Origin of the sequence: Actinoplanes sp. NPDC023714 (genome assembly GCF_040639855.1) — a bacterium.
GTDB lineage: Bacteria > Actinomycetota > Actinomycetes > Mycobacteriales > Micromonosporaceae > Actinoplanes.
Window position 1 is genome coordinate 502,252 of record NZ_JBFAAR010000005.1, and the last position, 18,118, is coordinate 520,369.

Here is an 18,118-nt window from a genome sequence, read left to right on the forward strand (position 1 = left end):
CGGATACGTGAAAATCTGCCAAAGTGAGCGCACCCCCGTCCGGCGTGGGGTGCGCTTTACCTTGACGGACTGGTGCGCGCCCGTCTATTACTCGTGGGTAACATGGGCTGGCGCACCGCCGACCGAGGAGGCACAACCGGATGGACACTCCACAGATCGTCGCCACCGTCTTAGCCGGGGCGATCACGATTGTGGCCGTCTACCTGGCGGTCAAGGCCGTGCTGACGATCACCTCGGTGATCCGTCGCGGCCAGCCGGATCCGGCTCGCTTCGCCGACCCGAAGACCCGGACGAAGACCATGCTGACCGAGACGGTCGGCCACACCAGGATGCTCAAGTGGTCCGCCATCGGCGCGGCCCACTGGTTCGTGATGTTCTCGTTCATCATCCTGTCGCTGCTGGTCCTCGAGGCGTACTTCGAGGTCGCGGCGCCGGCGATGGGCCTGCCGATCATCGGGCACTGGACGATCTTCGGCCTGGTCACCGAGTGGTTCGGGATCCTCGGCACGATCGCCATCCTCTACCTGGTGTTCGTGCGCCAGCGCGAGAAGCCGGGCGTCAAGAAGCGCAGCCGGTTCCTCGGCTCGACGATGTGGCAGGCGTACTTCGTCGAGGCCGTCATCGTCGGCGTGCTGATCTTCGGCTTCCTGATCCGCGGGTTCAAGGTCGCCACCGACCACTTCGAGTACCCGCTCTGGGCCACTCCGGTCAGCCACGCGGTCGGCGCGGTCCTCCCGGCCTGGGAGGACGGCGCCACCTGGATGGCGCTCATCAAGATCTGCATCTCGATGACCTGGCTGATCACCATCTCGCTCAACCCGACGATGGGCGTGGCCTGGCACCGGTTCCTGGCGTTCTTCAACATCTACTTCAAGCGCAACCCGGAGAAGCCGGCCGGTTCCGGCCTCGGCGCGCTGAAGCCGATGATGAGCGAGGGCAAGCCGCTCGACTTCGAGGAGGCCGACCCGGAGAAGGACCTCTTCGGCGTCAACCAGGTGGAGCAGTTCACCTGGAAGGGCCTGCTCGACTTCTCCACCTGCACCGAGTGCGGCCGCTGCCAGTCGCAGTGCCCGGCGTGGAACACGGCCAAGCCGCTGTCGCCGAAGCTGCTGGTGCTGAGCCTGCGCGATCACGCGTACGCGAAGGCTCCCTATCTCCTGGCCGGCGGCGGCAAGGACCTGATGGGCGAGGAGAAGGCCACCGAGGCCCAGCTCGCGCACATGGACGTCCTGGCGCTGGCCGAGGGCAACCGGCCGCTGATCGGCACCGCCGAGGACCAGGGCGTCATCGACCCGGACGTGCTCTGGTCGTGCACCACCTGCGGCGCCTGCGTCGAGCAGTGCCCGGTCGACATCGAGCACATCGACCACATCGTCGACATGCGCCGCTACCAGGTCCTGATCGAGTCGAGCTTCCCCAGCGAGGCCGGCGTCATGCTGCGCAACCTGGAGAACAAGGGCAACCCGTGGGGCGCCCCGCAGAACACCCGCGAGGACTGGACCAAGGGCCTCGACTTCGAGGTGCCGCGGGTCGGCGAGGTCGAGGACTTCGACTACCTGTTCTGGGTCGGCTGCGCCGGCGCGTTCGAGGACCGGGCCAAGAAGACCACCCGGGCGGTCGCGACGCTGCTCAACGAGGCGGGCGTCAAGTACGCGATCCTCGGCGAGGGCGAGACCTGCACCGGCGACCCGGCCCGCCGCATCGGCAACGAGTTCATCTTCCAGATGCTCGCCCAGCAGAACGTCGAGACGCTGCAGGAGGCGCTCGGCGAGAAGACGTCGAAGAAGATCGTGGCGACCTGCCCGCACTGCTTCAACACGCTCGGCAACGAATACGAGCAGCTCGGCCTCGAGGTCGAGGTCGTGCACCACACCCAGCTGCTGGCGCACCTGGTCAAGGAGGGCAAGCTCACCCCGGTCCAGCCGATCGACGGTGACATCACCTACCACGACCCGTGCTACCTGGGCCGGCACAACCGGGTCTTCGACGCGCCCCGCGAGGTGCTCGGCGAGGCCGGCAACGTCATCGAGATGCCGCGCAACTCCGAGCGCTCCTTCTGCTGCGGCGCCGGCGGCGCCCGGATGTGGATGGAGGAGCGGATCGGCAAGCGGATCAACGTGGAGCGCACCGAGGAAGCCCTCGCCACCGGCGCGAAGACCATCGCGGTGGGCTGCCCGTTCTGCTACACGATGATCGGCGACGGGGTGACCGGCAAGGGCAAGCAGGAAGAGGTCGAGGTCGTCGACGTCGCGACCGTGCTGCTGCGCTCGCTCAAGCAGGACGCCTGAGGTTTCCCGTGAAACGGCCGCTCCCGTGACGGGAGCGGCCGTTGGGCTCAGCTTCCGGTGGCCGCCACCGCGCCGCCGATGCTCGCGGCCGCGAGTGCCGCCTGCACCTCCTGGATCGCCTTGCGGACGGCCACGGCCGCCCACTCGCCCTCGCTGAGTTCCTTGAGCCGCCGCTTGACCATCCTGCGGTCGAGCTCCGGGAAGACCTTGCGCTCCATTTCGACGGCCGCGACAAGGGCACAGAGCGCGGACGTACGAGGGCCCGCATCGCCCCCGAGGATCGCGGCGCGCATCCGTTCCCGCGCGTCCGCCCGGGCGGACGGCTCGGTGTCCGTCACCCACGGGTACCGGGTGCGCGGGAAGATCACCAGGACCGAGGAGTGCTCCTCCTCGAGCACCTCGGTGCCGACGAGCCGGGCCAGCACCCGCTTCCGCGTACCCTTGGCCAGCTTCTTCACCCAGTGGCCGGCCTTGCGGCCCTTCGGGTCGCCGTCGATCTGACGCAGCGCGTCGTCGACGATCGGATCGCCGGTCGGGGTCCGGTCGAGGACCACGACCCGTTTGTCCACCACGTCGATCCGGCCCGTCAGGGCCAGCTCCATCAGCACCGCGCCGCCCAGCCCGTAGTCGAGCCGGGTGCTGTCGGCCTTCCGGCGTCCCTGCCGGTCGTGAGCGAGAAGCATGAAGTCGTCGAGGAGGCTCATGTCTCGAAGGTAGTGGCTCTTGTCACCGTCACGGTTGGTCCCGGAAGGCCCGGATCCGGCAGAATGATGGCCGAGGTGAAGCGATCATGGACGGCCTGCTCCTGACCGCGGTGCTCTCGTTGGCGGCTTTCGTGCTGCTCACGGCGGGCAACGCGTTCTTCGTGGCCGCCGAGTTCGGTCTCGTCACGGTCGACCGGGCGGAGATCGAGCAACGTGCCATGGCCGGGGACCGCCGGGCGCGTACGGTCCGCACGGCACTGCACGGCCTCTCCTTCCAGCTCTCCGGCGCCCAGCTCGGCATCACGCTGACCGCGCTGCTCACCGGTTACCTGGCCGAGCCCGCGCTCTCCGAGATCTTCACGCCGCTCGTGAAGCCGCTCGCCGGCTCGGCGACCGAGACCGTCACGCACATCTGCGCGCTGGTCGCGGCGACCCTGCTCTCCATGCTCTTCGGCGAGCTGGTGCCGAAGAACGCGGCGCTGGCCCGCCCGATGAGCCTCGCGCTGCTCACCGCGGCGCCGCTGCGCGGGTTCTCGACGCTCTTCAAGTGGCTGATCGCGGCGCTGAACGGGACCGCCAACTGGCTGGTCCGCCGCCTCGGCATCGAGCCGCAGGAGGAGCTGGCGAGCGCCCGGTCCCCCGAGGAGCTGGGCCTGCTCGCGGCGATCAGCGCCCGGGCCGGCGCGCTGCCCGACGAGACCGCGACGCTGCTGCGCCGGACGATCCGGTTCGGCGAGAAGCGCGCGGCCAAGGCGATGACCCCACGCGTCGACGTGGTCGGCCTCAAGACCACCGCGAGCGTGGCCGACCTGATCACCGTGGCCCGGCAGACCGGGCACACCCGCTTCCCCGTCTACGAGAACACGCTCGACGTGGTGACCGGCGTGGTCGGGGTGAACGAGGCGCTCGGAGTGCCCCCCGAGCGAAGGGCCGCCATCAAGGTGTCGACCCTCGCCAGGGAAGCGGTCTACGTACCCGAAAGCCTTGGTCTCGACAAGGTTCTGGCTGCTCTCCGCGCCGCCGATGCGGACCTCGCGATCGTGGTGGACGAGTACGGCGGCACCGACGGGGTCGTGACGGTCGAGGACCTGATCGAGGAGCTGGTCGGCGAGATCGCCGACGAGTACGACACCGACCTCGACGAGATCGGCAGCCAGGAGCTGACCGCGCCCGGCGGCGAGAAGACGTTCCTGGTGGACGGCCTGCTCCGGGAGGACGAGACGCTGGAGCAGACCGGCTTCCGGCTGCCCGAGGGCCCGTACGAGACACTGGCCGGCTTCCTGCTCGCCCGGCTCGGGCACATCCCGGTCGTCGGCGAGTCGCTGGAGGAGCACGGGTGGGAGTTCACCGTGATGGAGGTCGACCGGCACCGCATCGAGCAGGTGCGGGTGGTCGCCCCGCCGGAGCCGGCCGATGACTGAGCTCCTCTTCGTCGCGGTGCTGCTGGTCGGCAACGGTCTCTTCGTGGGCGGCGAGTTCGCGCTGATCGCGTCCCGCCGCACCGCCCTGGAGCCGCTCGCCGAGACGTCCAAGGCGGCCCGCTGGGCGCTCTCCGCGATGAGCCAGATCCCGCTCATGATCGCCGGAGCGCAGCTCGGCATCACGATCTGCACGCTGGTGCTCGGCGCGCTGGCCGAGCCGACCGTGGCGCACCTGCTGGAGGGCCCGTTCGCGGCGACCGGCCTGCCCGACAACGCCATTCACCCGGTGGCCTTCGTCTTCGCCCTGGTGATCGTGACGTTCCTGCACACGGTGATCGGCGAGATGGTGCCGAAGAACATCACCCTGGCCGGCCCGGAGCGCTCGGCGCTCATCCTCGGCCCGTTCATGCTGGCGTTCTGCACCGCCACGAAGCCGCTGCTCAACGCGATGCGCTGGGCGTCCCGGCTGATCCTGAAGCTCTGGAAGATCGAGACGACGGACGCGGTCAAGACGGTCTTCACGGCCGAGGAGCTGGCCGGCATGGTCACCCAGGCGCGCAGCGAGGGCCTGCTCGGCTCGGAGCAGTACGCCCGGATCCACGCGGCCCTCGGCCTCAACAGCCGGACCGCCGCCGACACGCTGCTGCCCTGGTCGCGGGTGACCACGGTGGCGGCCGACGTCTCGCCGGCCACGCTCGAGGCGGTGGCGACCCGCAGCGGCCGTTCGCGATTCCCGGTGGTCCAGCGCGACACCCGGCGGGTGCTGGGCTTCGTGCACGTGAAGGACGTCCTCGGGTACGCCGGGCCGCAGCGGCGCCTGCCGATACCCGCCGAGGTGATCCGTCCCCTCGCGGTGGTGGCGCCGGAGCGCAGCCTCGCCGACCTGCTCCTGACCATGCGGCGGGACCGGCTGCACATCGTGCTGGTGAGCGACGGCCGGCGGCCGCTCGGCGTGATCACCCTGGACGACGTGCTGCACGCGGTCGTCGGCGAGCCGGCCGGCGCCGCCGCGAAGCTGCGCTGATCACTCGATCGGGGCATTATCCGGTTTTTGCCCTCGGGTGTTCGGTTTACCGCGTATGGGTGCTTTCGCTCACACTCGGAGTTTCAAGCGGACGACGGGGGAGCAATCCGGACAATTAACCGCATGCTTCACAGAAGACGGCGTGTCGTTCCGGTCGGCGCCCTGTCAGCCACACTCGTCCTCGGCTGCGCACTTCTCTTGATCAATCATGCCCCGGCGAGGGCCGATGCGGTACCGGCGTCACCCGCAAGTGGCGGGCTCACCGACCCCATCAACCCGGCCCGGGTCCGGGTCGCGGGCGGTCCCCTGACCGTCCGGTACGACTTCGACGAGGGTGCCGGCCACCCGATCGCCGACCTGAGCGGGCGCTTTCGGCTCCGGCCGCTCGGGCAGAACGGCGGGACGCTGCGGCTGGTGCCGCGCTCCTCGCCGAACGGGGGTGGCCTGGCCGTCGACTATCCGGACCGCTGCACGCTGCCCCGCGAGCGCGACTGCCCCCGCGCCATCCTCGAAGGGGTCCGCGACGACGACCTGAACCCGGGCCGGCGCCCGCTCCGCTACGGCGCCTCGGTCCTGATGACCCACGCCGACCTGGCCGACGGCGCGAACGTGCTGCAGAAGGGCTACTCGGTCGGCGGCATCAGCCAGTTCAAGCTCCAGGTCGACCACCGGCAGGGCCACCCGAGCTGCGTGATCGCCGGTCAGCGGGCCCGCATCTACCGGGCCGAGCCCTTCCTGGACGTGGCCGACGGCGCCTGGCACGACCTCGAGTGCCGGCGGACCCCCAACCGGCTCCTGATGATCGTCGACGGCGTGCTGCGGGCCTGGGTCCCGGTCCCGCCGATGCTCTCGATCGCGAACGCCGAGCCGCTGCGGGTCGGCGGAAAGGGAGCGGCCCCCGGGAACGATCAGTTCGCGGGGGCCATCGACAACGTCTTCGTCTCGATCAGCGGATCTTGACCGAGGCGCTCGTGGCGCGGCCGTCCGTGTGGCCGGTCCGCTTGGCGATCACCGTGACGGTCAGCTTCTTCTTCCTCATCGAGGACTTCAGCTTCAGCGTCGCGCCGGTCGCCCCCTTGATCAGCTTCCCGTTCAGCCGCCATTCGTACCGGTAGGAGGTCGCCTTCGGCGACCAGGTGCCGACCGAAGCCTTCACCTTCTTGCCGACCTTGGCGGTGCCGGTGACCTTCGGCTTCTTCGTCGCCTTCGGCGCCTTGCCCTTGGCGACCTTCGCCGACGACGCCGACTTCGCCACACCGTTCGTGTGACCGGCACGCTTCGCGGTGACGGTCACGGTGAGGCGCTTCCCGAGCTGGGAGGCGCTGATCGTGTACGAGGAACCGGTCGCACCCTTGATCGCCACGCCGTTGGCGGCCCACTGGTAGGCGTACGAGCTCGCCGCGGGCGACCAGGTGCCGGCTGTGGCCTTGACGGTGGAGCCGACCGCCACGGTGCCGGTGACGGCAGGCGCCTTCGTCGCCTTCGGGGCCCGGCCGGCCGCGACCGCCGCCGACGCCGCCGACGTGGACACGCCGTTCGGGTGACCGGCGCGCTTGGCCGTGACGGTCACGGTGAGGCGCTTTCCGAGCAGAGAAGCAGGGATTGCGTACGAGGAACCGGTCGCGCCCTTGATCGCCACGCCGCCGGCGGCCCACTGGTAGGCGTATGAGGTCGGCGCCGGCGACCAGGTGCCGGTCGACGCGGTCACGGTGGAGCCGACCGCCACGGTTCCGCCGATCGCCGGGGCCCGGGTCGCGGTGAGCGGCGCCGGCGCGGTGCCGGTCGTCAGCGCGGCGCCGATCCCGTCGGCGGGCTTGGCCGTGAGCGTCCAGGTGAACGTCCCGTCGGCGACCGCCTTGCCGGCCGAGTCCTTGCCGTCCCAGGTCGCGTGGATCAGGCCGTACGCGGTCGAGCCGTTGATCGTCCGCAGCGTAGCCCCGGCGGTGTTCTTGAACGTGAGCTGCCACGACGCGGCCGGCTTGGAGAGCCACCAGTCGCCGGTCCAGTTCGCCGCCGCGGTGCCGGTCACCGAGTCGATGACGGAGATCGCGGGCGCCGGGACACCGGACGGCACGACGTGCACCCGCTGCTGGTCGTCGGCGTAGGCCACGCCGCCGCCGAACCGGTCCACGGTCCAGCTGGTGCGCCGCTCGGTGAACGTGCCGAGCTGCGCCGCGGTGACCAGCACCCGGCTCGGGATCGCGGTGTGCGACCCGCCCGCAGGCAGGCCGCCGTGCAGGTCGAACAGGCGCAGGCCGGCGCCGTCGGCCTTCTCGACCAGGTAGCCGTCGCCGAGCAGCACGTCGCCGGCCGGTGCGGTCGTGGTGCGCTTGGCGACCCGGTCGTAGAGGCCGGAACCCTGCACGCCGCCCCAGTAGTCGACGCAGGTGTAGTAGACGAACCGGCCGGCGGCCTGAAGCTCCGACGGGGTGCAGCCGTTGTGCGTGGTGAAGCTCTCGACAGCGGCCCCGGACGAGATCCGCTTCGCCTGCACGGTGCCGCCCTCGGCGGCCCCGCTCCACAGGATGTCGCCCCAGATCGCGGTGCCGACCCGGTTCCGCTTCTGCAGCACGGCGCCGCGCCGGAAGTCGACGATCTGCTGCGCGGTCGACGACGCCGAGTTGATCACGCCGTACCGGCCGGACAGCTCGCCGAGCTGGGGGCTGTCGAGACCGCTGGTGACACTGGGCCCCGGGGTGCTCTTGCCGTTGACGGTCAGCGTGGTCCGGTCCGACTGCGCGTTCATGAGGCGGCCCTGGTGCCCGGCGCCGTCGGCGAACATCGTGATGCACCGCGGCTGACTCTCCCCGCAGTAGCCCTCCCAGGACGCCACGTAGCCGTCCACACTCGACCGGACGACGCCGGACGTGCCGAGCCAGTCACTCCGATAGGCCCCGATCACGTCGCCGGGGCTGTAGTGGTCACCGGCCGAGGCGGTGGAGAGGATCCCGCTGCCCAGAGCGAGCCCGTGCACCTGGGCGGGCATCGGCTGCACCGCCGTCACCCGGCTGCGGACGATCGAGCCGTCCGCCTGCCGGCTCACCCGGTAGATCCCCCAGTCGAGGTCGCCGGTGGCCCGGTACTCCGCCGCTCCGGCGACGAGCACCGACCCGTCCGGGGCGGCCGCGATCTGGTGGGCGGCCGGGTTCATCACGGAGACCTGGTCCGGGTCGGCGTCGGTGGCGGACACCGCCCACAGCGTCTGTCCGCGGTACAGGTTGTTGCCCGGCCAGACCGGCTCGACGGCGAGGATCGTCGACCCGACGACGCCGTACTCGGCCTCGTAGGAGAACGCCCCGCTGTCGACCTGCCGGGGCTCGGCCGACAGATCGTCCCGGTCGTAGAGGTCGAGCTTCATCCACCCGGACCGGATCCGCAGAACCGAGCCGGCCGCGAGCCGGACCGCGTCGGCGGCCCAGCCGTCGTCGCCGGTCAGCGGGGTGACGACGGCGGTGGCCAGGTCGAGGATGCCCCAGCGGCTGCCCTCGGCGGTCTGGAATCGCAGGACCACCGAACGGGCGTCGCCGTCCTCGACCTGGATCTGTTCCGCACCTTCCGGCATGACCACGGTCTCGCTGCCGGCCGGCCGCCACAGGTGGTAGGCCTCCGGCGTTCCGTCCCCGCCACTCCGGCTGAGGACGACGCCGCCGAAGGTTCCGCGGTAGGAGTGTCCCTCCGGCAAGCTGACCGTGCGGAGGACTCCCGTGGTGTCGCGGAGTTCGACCTCCGACCCGTCGAGGGTGGCGACCACATCGGAGCCGGCGCCGTACCAGCCCGCTTGGAAGGAAGGGCCATTCCGGAAATATCCGGAATCGACGTCGTAAACCAGCTTTTCGGGCAGCCGCTGCGGGAGGGCGTTCGTCGCCCCGCTCGCATAGGCGGTCCAGAGCAGCCGATCGTCACCTTCCTGAGCCCACAGGAAGCCGCTGTCACCGGCATTGAGGATCCGGGTGGCGCGGGGCACGGCCCGGGCCGCGGCCGGAACAACGATCTCGCTGCCGGCGGCGGCCTGCGCGGCGGCTGTGGCCGGGGCGGCGAGGGTCCCGCCGACCAGCACCGAGACAAGGGAGAGAAAAGAGATGAGACGAACTGAACCGAGCAGCCGGCGGGCAGTCCCCAACCGATCCTCCTGATGACCGAAGAACGGGGGACTTCCACCAGTGGGCGCGAGGCCACCGTGGCACCCCCGAGCACACGTGGCTGCACCCTAGCAGCAGAGATCCAAACCCATCGACCCGCAGGAAGCCCAGCCACCCACCGATAGCGAAACCCGCCCAACGGCCAGGCCCACCCACCAACCCCGCGCCGAAAACCGGTGACCCCGCCGATGCGGTTGTGGGCGGTCGGAACCTCGTACAAAAGAAAGGGAAGAGCGACCACCCACAGAGCGCGCACCCCGAGCGGGTGACGGGAGTCGGTGCTCTCCGTATCCTGCTAACCTGCCTGATAATCAGGATGGTTAGCAGGATGGTGGACCGTGAACGCCGAGGAACTTGCTGAAATTGTCGAGAACCTCCGCGTACTAGGTAGCGACGTGGCCGACATCGAGGTGAAAAAGGCGCAGGGAGGCCTTCCTAAGAGCCTGCGGGAGACGTTGTCGGCCTTCTCCAACACCCGCGGTGGGGTTGTCGTCCTCGGACTGGATGAAAACGAAAGATTTCAGCCGGTCAAGCTGGCTGATCCCGCCAAGCTAGCCGCGGACTTGGCCTCGCTCTGCGCCAGCGAGATGGAGCCGCCGGTCCGACCCTACATACAGATCCATCCCTTCGAGGGCGTTCAACTGGTCGTCGCCGAGGTGCCGGAGATTCCGCGTGAGCAGAAGCCCTGTTACTACAGAGGTGCCGGCCTGACCAAGGGGGCCTACACGCGGCTGCATGACGGCGACCGGCAACTGTCCAGCTATGAAGTGCAGATGATGTTGTCTGCACGAGGGCAGCCGAAGGACGATTTGGAGCCAGTCCCAGGCGTGGGAGCCGACGCTCTCGACTCCCACCTGGTCTCGGCGATGATGCTGCGCCTTCGCAGCAGCCGCCCTTATTCCTACCGTGACCTCACCGTAGAGGAGATCCTCCGCCGCACGAAGGTGTTGATCCCGCGTTCGGACGGATCGGGTGACGACGTGTCTGTCGGCGGGCTCCTGGCCCTCGGTACCTACCCTCAAGAACACTTTCCCCAGCTCATGCTGACGTTTGTTCACTACCCCACGCCCGGCGGGTCGGCCGAGGAGACGGGTGTCAGGTTTCTGGACAGTGTTGCGATCGAGGGCCCAATTCCAGTCATGGTCCGCGATGCCTTGGCGGCCATTCAGCGGAACATGTCACGTCGCTCCATAACGACCGGCGCTGGACGGCAGGACATTTGGGAGTACCCGGAAACCGCCCTCAGGGAGGCTGTGACTAACGCTCTTGTCCACAGGGATCTCTCTGCAGCATCTCGGGGCGCGCAGGTCCAGGTGGAGATGTTCCCCGACCGCTTGGTCATACGCAACGCGGGTGGGCTCTACGGTCCGGTAACGCTGGAGAACCTCGGCGATGAAGGAGCGACATCCTCCAGGAACGCCTCGCTTCTCAGGGTCCTGGAGGATGTTCCGATTCCGGGTGAAGATCGAACGGTGTGCGAGAACCGGGGGTCGGGAATCCGAGCCATGCTGATCTCATTGCGTCGTTCTGGTATGACCGCGCCGAAGTTCGACGATCGGATCTCGTCTTTCGTGGTGACGTTCCCCAACCATTCTTTACTCAGCGACGATGTGGTCCGGTGGATAGGTAGCCTCGGTCAAACGGGGCTGACCGACAGTCAGTGCATGGCTCTTGGCGTGATGCATGACGGCACGGTCATCGACAACGCCAGTTATCGCAAGATGACCGGCCTTGACTCCCGCAAGGTCACCGCCGAACTTCAGGACCTGGTGGCACGTGAGCTCGTTGAGCAAGTGGGCACCGGTAGATGGGCCAGATACCGTTTGCCTCAGCGGCTCGTGGCGGGTGACGGGAGTGCCCGATCTGGTCGGATGGCGCCGGCTGACCGCCGCGAAGAAATTCTCGAGGCGCTGGGTGCAACGACCGCTTCTCGCGCCGAACTCGCCGCCAGGACCGGCTTGTCCGATCAGACGGTTCGTCGATGGCTGACGATGCTTCGTCGTGAAGGGTTGGTCGAGGCGACCGAGGCATCGACCGCAAGCAAGCATACGAAGTATCGCCGCGTGCAGCCGTCAGCTACTGCCAAGCCAGAGGGACTCTTCTAGTTCGCTCAGGCGCCACCCAAGCTCAGTGTTCACTGTTAACGCTGCGACGGCGAACACCACGCACCCAGACGTCGCCGCCGCGCCGTGGGCCCGAGGGCTCGGCCCAAGCAGAAATGCGAGGAGGCCCGGTCCGCGCTTTCCGCGGACACGGGCCTCTCACCGATGAGCGGGTGACGGGAATCGAACCCGCACTGTCAGCTTGGGAAGCTGATGTTCTGCCATTGAACTACACCCGCAAGCGGCCCCACTGTACCTGATTATCCGGAAGTGTGGCGGGACCGCCCCGCGATCAACTCGCTATGGCCAGCGGCCGCCGTAAGTTGTGGGGGGCCCGCCACGTCTGGGTGAACGCGGCGGTGAAGGGGGACTCGGCCAGTGGGAGGGCGCCGGCCGGGCCGTGGTGGCGGAGCATGGCGGTCTCGACGGTGAGTTCGAAGAGGCGCCAGTCGACGTCGGGTGAGGCGTGCAGGGCGCCGGCCAGGTGGGCGATGGTGACCGGGTCGGTGACGGGGATGGCGCGGCCGGTCAGCGAGGCCTCGTCGTCGCTGTCCTCCGGCGGGTAGGAGTGCAGGGCGTAGCGCCCGTCGCGCTCCAGGTCGCGGCGTTTCGGCGAGTCGACGATGAAGCAGTAGAGGCCGCCGTCGGTGAAGACCGGGGAGACCGGGTGCACGCGGGGGCCGCCGTCGGCGCGGACGGTGGCGAGGTAGCCCATGCCGGGACCGTATTGCTGGAGGAGCGCGCGGACGCCGGCGGCGAGCGTCGGCTCGGCTGCCGCGAAGTCGGACCAGGATGCCATGACCACATTCTATCGAACAAGTGTTCGAGTCATCCACCGAACACGCCGATATGGGCAGGTCGGTATGGTGTTGCGATGCTGCTCTCCGACCGTGACCTGGTCTCCGAGATCAAATCCGGGGATCTCTCGCTGGAGCCGTTCGAGCCGTCGCTCATGCAGCCGTCCAGCATCGACGTGCGGCTGGACCGCTTCTTCCGGGTGTTCAACAACCACCTGTACACGCACATCGATCCGGCCGAGCAGCAGGACGAGCTCACCGCCGCCGTCGAGGTGGAGGATGGTCAGCCGTTCGTGCTGCACCCGGGCGAGTTCGTGCTGGCGTCCACCCTCGAGGTGATCACTCTCGGCCAGCAGCTGGCTGCCCGGCTGGAGGGGAAGAGCAGCCTCGGGCGTCTCGGTCTGCTGACGCACTCGACGGCCGGCTTCATCGACCCGGGCTTCTCCGGGCACGTCACGCTGGAGCTCTCCAATGTGGCGAATCTGCCGATCAAGCTGTGGCCGGGCATGAAGATCGGCCAGCTGTGCATCTTCCGGCTGTCCAGCCCGGCCGAGCACCCGTACGGGTCGTCCGTCTACGGCTCGCGCTACCAGGGGCAGCGGGGTCCGACGGCGAGCCGGTCGGCGCTCAACTTCCGGACATGGCCGACATCCTGAGCCGGCTCACCGCGAGTCCGCCGGCGGCGGCCACGTCCAGGATCTGATCGATCTGTGCGGTGGTCAGGCCCGCGGTCGGCACCGGCAGGAACCGCATGTCCCCCAGCGTGAAGAGGAGCTGGCCGGGGAGTTCCTCCACTGATTTCAGAGCAGCCCATGCGTACGAATGACAGCTTCGTGGATCCGCGCTCGCAACACCGGCGTCGCTGATCTCGAAGGTCGTCACCCGGCCGTCCCAGATCGCCCGTCGGGCCGCGCGGTTGAGCAGCACGAGCGGCACCCCGGCGGCGAGCGCGACGCCGGCCACGAGCAGCGCCGGGTGCAGGCTGTCCCTGGTGACCAGCAGGAACGCGGCAGCCAGCAGGGCGGCCCACCCCGCGCAGCGGGCCAGCAGCACCGGGCGGCGCAGGCGGCGCCGGACGGCGGCCGCGATCAGGACCGGGTCGGGGCCCGCGGTGAACTGGATCTGCACCCCTCAACGGTAGCCAGCAGGTAGGGCAAATCGTCACCAGGCGGACATGCCGGGCCGCCCGGCCGTCGGCCGATCCGCGTATCCCCCGATCGGCGGAACTACGATCGGGGTCGTGTATCTGATGATCTCGAAGTACCTGAAGCCGCTCGCCGAGGTCGACGCGGCCCGCGAGGACCACCTCGCCTACATCGCCGACCTCGAGGCGCGTGGCCTCTCGGTGACGGCCGGCCGCCAGGAGCCGGCCGTGGGCGGCGTCATCGTGCTGGACGTGGACACCGAGGCCGAGGCCCGCGAGGTGATCGCCCAGGACCCGTACGTGCAGCGCGGCCTGGCCGAGTACACCGCGACGGGCTGGCACCCCACCCGCGGAGCGCTCGCCGGATACCAGCGGACCCGCCCCTAGGGATCCAGGTCGGAACCGGACAGCAGGCTCCTGATGGCCAGTTCCGCGGTGACGGCCGGCGGGCACTCGTCGTAGATCACCGCGGTGCCGACGTACCGGCTGCCGGCCAGGGTGCGCAGGCCACGCGCCTGCGCACCGGTCGACGCCCAGTCGTCGACGACCAGGATGCGATCGTCCGGGGTGAAGAGGCGCTCGCGGACGCCCAGATGCTGGACGTCGCCCCGGTGGTCGGCCGGCACCTCGGCCCAGATCATCGGCTCGGCTATCGGCCGGCGCGCCCCGGCCCGGTACGCCTCCACGAATCCGACGCCGAGCGACCGCGCCACGAGCGGGCCGAGCAGAAATCCGGTGACCTCCGGCGAGACCACGACCGTCGGGCGCTCTGATCGGAAGAGATCAGCCAGCGCCGGGCCGAGAGCGTCCAGGATCCGCGGCTCACGCCACCATCCGGAGCGGTCGCTGACCAGATATTCGCTGTTCGGGCCGGGGTTGGTCCAGCGGAACTCGGAACGCAGAAGATCACGCAGATCGGTGGTCACTTCGACATCCTGTCACCGTGGACCGGTTCTTCTTGGACCGACCGAACGACGCCGGTGGTGACGGGTGGACAGAACCACCTCAGCCTAGGGGTCAAGATGATGCCTGAGGGCGCGTGGATCGGGCATGCTGTTCGGCGGAACCATGCCTACTTTGCTGCCGGGCCGACGCCCGATGAGCTCCGGGAACCGCGCCGGCCTCGGCGCGGCCGTCGTGCTGCTCGCCGTCGTGTCCGCCGTGGAGTTCGCCGACAAGGAGTCCGCCCAGTTCGTGGGCCTGCTGGCGGCGGTTCCGTTCCTCGCCGCGGTCTTCGCGGTGTGGCAGGTCGTGCTCGGCACGGGCATCGCGGCCACGTTGCTCGGCGCGATCTTCGTGGGCGCCACCGGCGATCAGGGCATGGCCGGGCTGGTCAACCTTCTGGGGATCATGCTGGCGACCGGCGTGGCGGCGGCCGGCGCGACGATGCGGGAGCGGCAGTCCGACCGGATCGCCGAGCTGCTCCGGCTCGCCTCGGTGGCCCAGCAGGCGGTGCTCCGGCCGATCGGACCCCAGGTGGGAGCACTTTCGGTCGCCGGCCGCTACATCTCGGCCACCGCGGCGGCCGACATCGGCGGCGATCTCTACGAGGCGCTGAACACGCCGTACGGGGTCCGGATCATCATCGGTGACGTCCGGGGCAAGGGCCTCGACGCGGTCCGCCTCGCTAGCATCGTGCTCGGGTCGTACCGGCATGTCGCGTACGAGCGGGCCGATCTCAAGGCGATCGTGGCCGACCTGGACCGCGCCGTGGCCCGCAGCGTCGGCGACGAGGACTTCGTGACCGCCGCGCTCGTGGAGGAGCGCGGCGGCACGCTCACCATCGTCAACTGTGGACATCCCGCGCCCCTGCTGCTGCGCCGGGGCAAGGTCATCCCGTTGGAGCCGCCGGCGCCGGCGCCACCGCTCGGTTTCATGCCCGAGGTGAAGGCACGGGTGGAACGGCTGGAGCCGGGCGACCGGCTGCTGCTCTTCACCGACGGGCTTGGCGAGGCCCGCCGCGAGGGCGAGTTCTTCCCGACCGCGGACCGGGCGTGGCGACTGCTCGGTCATGGCACGGTTGGCGACGGACTGGCGTCCCTCGAGACCGCGCTCGTCGACTGGGTCTACGGCCGGCTCGAGGACGACATCGCCCTGGTCCTGCTGGAGTACGTCGGTCCGGACGGCGACGCTGCCGTGCCGGTGCCGAGCTGGGAAGTCGGCGCTGCGGGAAGCTAGGCCGCGCTGTCGTCCGGTTCGGCCGGAGCGGCGGGCGAGGTCGGCGCCGGCGACGGTGGAACCGTCTCGGGCTGGCGATGCCGGCCGACGTAGTGACGGGGCTGGTTGGCCTGGCGCGGCTCCGGAATCAGGCTCTTGATCGTGGCGAACATGGCGTCCCCCTGACGTTCTTCGCTGTCTATCCGGTGAAACGAGCCTCATCGGCAGGCGATACGTCGTCCTGAGGGTCGAAGTACGCAAATGGCCGAACGGCTGTCCGGTAAGCCACCTGATCGGTGACGTTTGACCCACGAACCGACGGACAGGCTCCCCTACCCGGTGGGTTCGGCCGGAAACCCTGCCCGGGTTGTCGGTTGCTACCGATGGGTAATACAGTGGGGTTACTGACGGGTAACTCGCGTCCGGGAGAGCGGGGCCAAGCACGATGACGCACTACAAGAGCAACCTTCGGGACCTCAAGTTCAACCTCTTCGAGGTCTTCGGAGCGGAGAAGTCGCTCGGCCAGGCGCCGTTCGACGAGTTCGACCTGGAGAGCGCCGGCGACGTGCTCGCCGAGGTCGACCGGCTGGCCCGCGAGGATCTCGCCGCCAGCTACGCCGACGCGGACCGCAACCCACCGGTCTTCGACCCGGCGACGAACACCGCGCCGCTGCCGGAGTCGTTCAAGAAGTCCTACGAGACCTTCATGGCCTCCGAGTTCTGGCGGCTCGACCTGCCGACCGCCATCGGTGGCACGCCGGCGCCGCGCAGCCTCGTCTGGGCCGTCGCCGAGCAGATCCTCGGCGCGAACGCCCCGGTCTGGATGTACTCGTCCGGTCCCTCCTTCGCCCACGTGGCCTATGTCGAGGGCACCGACGAGCAGAAGGAGTGGGCCAAGCTCTTCGTTGAGAAGCAGTGGGGCTCGACGATGGTCCTCACCGAGCCGGACGCCGGCTCGGACGTCGGTGCCGGCCGCACCCGCGCCATCCCGCAGCCCGACGGCTCGTGGCACATCGAGGGCGTCAAGCGGTTCATCACCTCGGGTGAGCACGACCTGAGCGACAACATCATCCACTACGTCCTGGCCCGCCCGGTGGGCGTCGAGGGCGTCGGCGGGCCCGGCACCAAGGGCCTTTCGCTCTTCATCGTGCCGAAGTACCACTTCGACCCGGCGACCGGCGAGCTCGGTGAGCGCAACGGCGTCTACGCCACGAACGTCGAGCACAAGATGGGGATCAAGGTCTCCAACACGTGCGAGATGACCTTCGGCGAGCACGGCACCCCGGCCAAGGGCTGGCTGCTCGGCGAGGTGCACGAGGGCATCCGGCAGATGTTCATGATCATCGAGAACGCCCGGATGATGGTCGGCACCAAGGCGATCGCCACCCTGTCGACCGGTTACCTCAACGCGCTGGAATACGCGAAGGGCCGCGTGCAGGGCGCCGACCTGGTGCAGAACGGCGACAAGGCCGCGCCCCGCGTCACGATCATCCACCACCCCGACGTACGCCGCTCCCTGCTGCTGCAGAAGTCGTACGCCGAGGCGCTGCGTGCCCTGGTCATCTACACCGCGACCTGGCAGGACAAGGTCGCCATCGCGCAGGCCGCCGGCGACGAGAAGGCCGCGAAGATCGCCAGCAAGATCAACGACTTCCTGCTGCCGCTGGTCAAGGGCGTCGGCTCGGAGCGGGCGTACGAGCTGCTCGGCCACGAGTCGCTGCAGACCTTCGGTGGCTCCGGCTTCCTCCAGGACTACCCGCTCGAGCAGTACGTCCGGGACGCGAAGATCGACACCCTGTACGAGGGCACGACCGCGATCCAGAGCCTCGACCTGATCTTCCGCAAGATCGTCAAGGACAACGGCCGGGCGCTCGGCACGATCGCCGCCGAGATCCAGGGCTTCGTCGAGAGCGAGGCCGGCAACGGCCAGCTCAAGGAGGAGCGGCTGGCGCTGGGCAAGGCGCTCGGCGAGATGCAGCAGATCCTCGGCATCTCGCTCGGCTGGCTGCAGGCGGTCCAGGGCGGCGACGCCCGCGAGCTCTACAAGATCGGCCTCTCCTCGCGCCGGGTGCTGCTGGCCCTCGGTGACGTCGTCCTCGCGTGGCTGCTGATGCGCCAGGCCGAGGTGGCGCTCAACGCGCTGAACGGTGAGGTGTCCGAGGCGGACAAGGCGTTCTACACCGGCAAGGTGGCGGCGGCCCGCTTCTTCGTCCGCGAGATCCTGCCCCGGATCGGCTCGGACCGCCGCATCATCGAGAACACCACCCTCGACGCGATGGACCTGCCCGAGGAAGCGTTCTGATCTGAAGCTTTTCCCACTCTCCTGAAAAAGACGTAGGCCG

Annotated in this window: 15 protein-coding genes and 1 tRNA gene; 9 read left to right on the forward strand and 7 right to left on the reverse strand. The window is 69.2% G+C overall.

Going from position 1 to position 18,118, the window contains the following annotated elements:
- The first annotated feature begins 140 nt into the window (after nucleotides 1-140).
- Complete coding sequence (locus AB0G10_RS25085; protein ID WP_360926196.1) at nucleotides 141-2,288, forward strand: heterodisulfide reductase-related iron-sulfur binding cluster; 2,148 nt, start codon at nucleotides 141-143, stop codon at nucleotides 2,286-2,288.
- Nucleotides 2,289-2,335: 47 nt separating this feature from the next.
- Here AB0G10_RS25085 and AB0G10_RS25090 read toward each other — a convergent pair whose 3' ends face one another.
- Entirely contained in the window at nucleotides 2,336-2,992 is a 657-nt protein-coding gene (locus AB0G10_RS25090) for a GPP34 family phosphoprotein (RefSeq protein ID WP_360926198.1), read from the reverse strand.
- Nucleotides 2,993-3,078: 86 nt separating this feature from the next.
- Between AB0G10_RS25090 and AB0G10_RS25095 the strand changes: the two genes are divergently transcribed.
- From AB0G10_RS25095 to AB0G10_RS25105, 3 genes are all read left to right on the forward strand, one after another.
- The gene (locus AB0G10_RS25095; protein ID WP_360926201.1) at nucleotides 3,079-4,413 is read left to right on the forward strand and encodes a hemolysin family protein; all 1,335 of its coding nucleotides are present in this window, start codon (nucleotides 3,079-3,081) and stop codon (nucleotides 4,411-4,413) included.
- Entirely contained in the window at nucleotides 4,406-5,437 is a 1,032-nt protein-coding gene (locus tag AB0G10_RS25100) for a hemolysin family protein (RefSeq protein ID WP_360926203.1), read from the forward strand. The genes AB0G10_RS25095 and AB0G10_RS25100 overlap by 8 nt, the downstream gene beginning before the upstream one ends.
- 198 nt (nucleotides 5,438-5,635) lie before the next feature.
- Nucleotides 5,636-6,397: a LamG domain-containing protein gene (locus tag AB0G10_RS25105; protein ID WP_360926206.1), complete on the forward strand. Its 762-nt coding sequence runs from the start codon at nucleotides 5,636-5,638 to the stop codon at nucleotides 6,395-6,397.
- On the opposite strand, the gene AB0G10_RS25110 is transcribed toward AB0G10_RS25105, so the two are convergent.
- On the reverse strand, nucleotides 6,384-9,557 hold the full coding sequence (locus AB0G10_RS25110) for a FlgD immunoglobulin-like domain containing protein (RefSeq protein WP_360926208.1): 3,174 nt from the start codon (nucleotides 9,555-9,557) through the stop codon (nucleotides 6,384-6,386). The two genes, AB0G10_RS25105 and AB0G10_RS25110, sit on opposite strands and share 14 nt — an antisense overlap.
- Nucleotides 9,558-9,914: 357 nt before the next feature.
- Here AB0G10_RS25110 and AB0G10_RS25115 point away from each other — a divergent pair, with 357 nt between their 5' ends.
- Nucleotides 9,915-11,681: an ATP-binding protein gene (locus tag AB0G10_RS25115; RefSeq protein WP_360926211.1), complete on the forward strand. Its 1,767-nt coding sequence runs from the start codon at nucleotides 9,915-9,917 to the stop codon at nucleotides 11,679-11,681.
- Between the two features lie 165 nt (nucleotides 11,682-11,846).
- Here the strand turns inward: AB0G10_RS25115 and AB0G10_RS25120 are convergent.
- Nucleotides 11,847-11,917, reverse strand: a tRNA-Gly gene (locus AB0G10_RS25120).
- Nucleotides 11,918-11,970: 53 nt separating this feature from the next.
- Nucleotides 11,971-12,477 (reverse strand): pyridoxamine 5'-phosphate oxidase family protein, encoded by a 507-nt coding sequence (locus AB0G10_RS25125; RefSeq protein WP_360926213.1) that lies wholly within the window; start codon nucleotides 12,475-12,477, stop codon nucleotides 11,971-11,973.
- A 75-nt stretch (nucleotides 12,478-12,552) separates the two neighbouring features.
- On the opposite strand from AB0G10_RS25125, the gene dcd reads away from it, so the two are divergent.
- A complete protein-coding gene (gene dcd / locus AB0G10_RS25130) occupies nucleotides 12,553-13,131 on the forward strand; it encodes a dCTP deaminase (protein WP_360926216.1) in 579 nt (192 codons plus the stop codon).
- Here the strand turns inward: dcd and AB0G10_RS25135 are convergent.
- The gene (locus tag AB0G10_RS25135) at nucleotides 13,103-13,603 is read right to left on the reverse strand and encodes a YcxB family protein (RefSeq protein ID WP_360926219.1); all 501 of its coding nucleotides are present in this window, start codon (nucleotides 13,601-13,603) and stop codon (nucleotides 13,103-13,105) included. The genes dcd and AB0G10_RS25135 overlap by 29 nt on opposite strands.
- Nucleotides 13,604-13,724: 121 nt before the next feature.
- Here AB0G10_RS25135 and AB0G10_RS25140 point away from each other — a divergent pair, with 121 nt between their 5' ends.
- Nucleotides 13,725-14,006 (forward strand): YciI family protein, encoded by a 282-nt coding sequence (locus AB0G10_RS25140; RefSeq protein WP_360926487.1) that lies wholly within the window; start codon nucleotides 13,725-13,727, stop codon nucleotides 14,004-14,006.
- On the opposite strand, the gene AB0G10_RS25145 is transcribed toward AB0G10_RS25140, so the two are convergent.
- Complete coding sequence (locus tag AB0G10_RS25145; RefSeq protein WP_360926222.1) at nucleotides 14,003-14,545, reverse strand: phosphoribosyltransferase; 543 nt, start codon at nucleotides 14,543-14,545, stop codon at nucleotides 14,003-14,005. The two genes, AB0G10_RS25140 and AB0G10_RS25145, sit on opposite strands and share 4 nt — an antisense overlap.
- Before the next feature lie 124 nt (nucleotides 14,546-14,669).
- Between AB0G10_RS25145 and AB0G10_RS25150 the strand changes: the two genes are divergently transcribed.
- On the forward strand, nucleotides 14,670-15,797 hold the full coding sequence (locus AB0G10_RS25150) for a PP2C family protein-serine/threonine phosphatase (protein WP_360926225.1): 1,128 nt from the start codon (nucleotides 14,670-14,672) through the stop codon (nucleotides 15,795-15,797).
- On the opposite strand, the gene AB0G10_RS25155 is transcribed toward AB0G10_RS25150, so the two are convergent.
- On the reverse strand, nucleotides 15,794-15,949 hold the full coding sequence (locus tag AB0G10_RS25155) for a hypothetical protein (protein WP_360926227.1): 156 nt from the start codon (nucleotides 15,947-15,949) through the stop codon (nucleotides 15,794-15,796). The two genes, AB0G10_RS25150 and AB0G10_RS25155, sit on opposite strands and share 4 nt — an antisense overlap.
- Nucleotides 15,950-16,221: 272 nt before the next feature.
- On the opposite strand from AB0G10_RS25155, the gene AB0G10_RS25160 reads away from it, so the two are divergent.
- Nucleotides 16,222-18,078: an acyl-CoA dehydrogenase gene (locus AB0G10_RS25160; RefSeq protein ID WP_360926229.1), complete on the forward strand. Its 1,857-nt coding sequence runs from the start codon at nucleotides 16,222-16,224 to the stop codon at nucleotides 18,076-18,078.
- Nucleotides 18,079-18,118: the final 40 nt, after the last annotated feature.

Bases quoted from the DNA above. Each gene is read 5' to 3' on its own strand.
- AB0G10_RS25085 (WP_360926196.1), top strand. From the start codon at position 141: ATGGACACTCCACAGATCGTCGCCACCGTCTTAGCCGGGGCGATCACG.
- AB0G10_RS25090 (WP_360926198.1), bottom strand. From the start codon at position 2,992: ATGAGCCTCCTCGACGACTTCATGCTTCTCGCTCACGACCGGCAGGGA.
- AB0G10_RS25095 (WP_360926201.1), top strand. From the start codon at position 3,079: ATGGACGGCCTGCTCCTGACCGCGGTGCTCTCGTTGGCGGCTTTCGTG.
- AB0G10_RS25100 (WP_360926203.1), top strand. From the start codon at position 4,406: ATGACTGAGCTCCTCTTCGTCGCGGTGCTGCTGGTCGGCAACGGTCTC.
- AB0G10_RS25125 (WP_360926213.1), bottom strand. From the start codon at position 12,477: ATGGCATCCTGGTCCGACTTCGCGGCAGCCGAGCCGACGCTCGCCGCC.
- dcd (WP_360926216.1), top strand. From the start codon at position 12,553: ATGCTGCTCTCCGACCGTGACCTGGTCTCCGAGATCAAATCCGGGGAT.
- AB0G10_RS25140 (WP_360926487.1), top strand. From the start codon at position 13,725: ATGATCTCGAAGTACCTGAAGCCGCTCGCCGAGGTCGACGCGGCCCGC.
- AB0G10_RS25150 (WP_360926225.1), top strand. From the start codon at position 14,670: ATGCTGTTCGGCGGAACCATGCCTACTTTGCTGCCGGGCCGACGCCCG.
- AB0G10_RS25155 (WP_360926227.1), bottom strand. From the start codon at position 15,949: ATGTTCGCCACGATCAAGAGCCTGATTCCGGAGCCGCGCCAGGCCAAC.
- AB0G10_RS25160 (WP_360926229.1), top strand. From the start codon at position 16,222: ATGACGCACTACAAGAGCAACCTTCGGGACCTCAAGTTCAACCTCTTC.